Raw genomic sequence first — 1,794 nt, forward strand, 5'->3', positions numbered from 1 at the left:
AACTTCAAATTCCGGATCATGCTCAGCCGCCTTCAATGCCGGAAGTGCACTTTCATCGCCCAGATCAAAAAGAAAACGTGCTGCACGCCATCTGACCAGCTTATTCTTATCCTCGAGCGCTTCGCACATTGCCGGAATCGCTTTAGGATTTCCGATGTCAGAAAGAGCATCTCCAGCTGTCCGCCTTACTGAAGCGTTTTTATCCTTAAGTCCAATATATAAAAGCGGAAGCACTGCCTCATCCTCAATCATTCCAAGATAAACGACCGCAAGCCGGCGGATAGAAGTCTTTTCATCTTTCAAAGCTCTTTTCAGTACCATCAAATCATCAACTGTCGGATTCATGCGTTCAAGAGCCGCATAACGAGTCTCCCAGCTGTCTTCTAGCAGCTTTTCAGCCACCTCATCTCGGGATACCTCTTGTTCAGGCGTTCCTTCACCAGCTTTAAATGAGAAAGCATTGTTTACGAGTTCATCGATCCGGCTCTGAGGATAGGCTGCTGCCAGCTCTTCAGCCACTTCACGGCCCACCTCTTCAAGACTGCCGTACCGGACCCCTTCATCTACCCATTCTCTTTCCATAACAAGATTGTCAGAAGCTTCTTGGGCTTTAAGAGCTGCCGCAGTAAAACGTTCTGGCAGACCGACCCTTCTTTCCTCGGCATCTGTCTTCAGTTTTATTTGCATCGGCAAACCGCGGAACCTCTGGATGAGCACCGTGATTTCTTCATCATCATGCGTTGAAGCTTCATCAGCTTTCGCCGTTTTCTTCTCTTCCTGACCGTAAGCTTTTCTTATGACTGCAAGAACCTCTTCCCAGTCCGCTTTCGGATGCCTTTCCACCGCAAGAAAGTTTTGCACGTGATAAATATTGGTTACACCGCCGCCGGCAAATATTTTCTTTATTTCCGCTGGAGCATCTGCGGCCGAATCCTTCGTATAATTATGACGTACTCCTTCAGGCAGGTTCTCGTCCAGATTAATTTTCATCGAGTTTGGACTTGGCGTTGGTTCAATACCTGTAATTTTCACGTTCTCACTCCTTATCGTTTATAGAAGACAGATAGCGGTACAGCTGTTCTTTTTCCAGATCAGTAAACTTATACTCACTGTCGGTGCCTTCATTAAGTACGACCAAGTCTTTCAGTTCTCCATCAGAATCGTATACCGCAAGTCCCCCTGGATCCTGAAGATCGTCAGGCAGCTTATCTCTATCCGCCACTTCAAAAGAGAGGTAAACATTCGTCCATGGGCCTATCTCCATTATTTCATGATTCATGGGGGTTAATTGAGCTTCAAAATAATTGATAAATCCGTATTTAAACATGCTTTCCTCCAGGCAAAAATTCTATTTCTGCCTTTATTATAAAGAAACGGGCGAATGAAAGCCAAAATGCCGTTTTATAGTGTGCGCAGTATCGCTCGTACCGGACTTGCATCGCTTCCTTCAAGACGCAGCGGAAGCGCTGTTAGCTCATATTCTCCTTCCGCTACATCATCCAGCACGAGCCCCTCGATTATGTGAATATTATGGTGCATGAGACTATGGTGTGCGCGGAGTTCTTTACTGTCCAGCGGATCAACGGAAGGGACATCGACTCCGATTAACTCTACTCCCAGTTCTGAGAGTGTTTTAGCTGCTTCTTCTTCAATGAAAATGATACTTTCAGGAAACTTGGATCTATCGCGCCACGACATGGTCTTAAACAGAACCCTTTTTGTTCCTTTCTTGACCTTTTCTTTTATAAGCGCCGCGCTGACAGATTCGTTTGAGGACGCATCAATGACCGAACA

At 46.0% G+C, this 1,794-nt stretch carries 3 protein-coding genes; all 3 read right to left on the bottom strand.

The features are described 5' to 3' along the window. A partial coding sequence (locus CGZ90_RS19060) for a conserved virulence factor C family protein (RefSeq protein WP_094254092.1) occupies window positions 1-1,032 on the bottom strand: 1,032 nt, incomplete at its 3' end. A 4-nt stretch (window positions 1,033-1,036) separates the two neighbouring features. Beyond that, window positions 1,037-1,327 carry a hypothetical protein gene (locus CGZ90_RS19065; protein ID WP_094254093.1) on the bottom strand — a complete coding sequence of 97 codons (291 nt, stop codon included), beginning with the start codon at window positions 1,325-1,327 and terminating at the stop codon, window positions 1,037-1,039. A 74-nt stretch (window positions 1,328-1,401) separates the two neighbouring features. Beyond that, on the bottom strand, window positions 1,402-1,794 hold a 393-nt coding region (locus CGZ90_RS19070; RefSeq protein ID WP_205727427.1), incomplete at its 5' end, for a cyclase family protein.

It is taken from the genome of Fictibacillus aquaticus (assembly GCF_002245695.1).
Taxonomy (GTDB): domain Bacteria; phylum Bacillota; class Bacilli; order Bacillales; family Fictibacillaceae; genus Fictibacillus; species Fictibacillus aquaticus.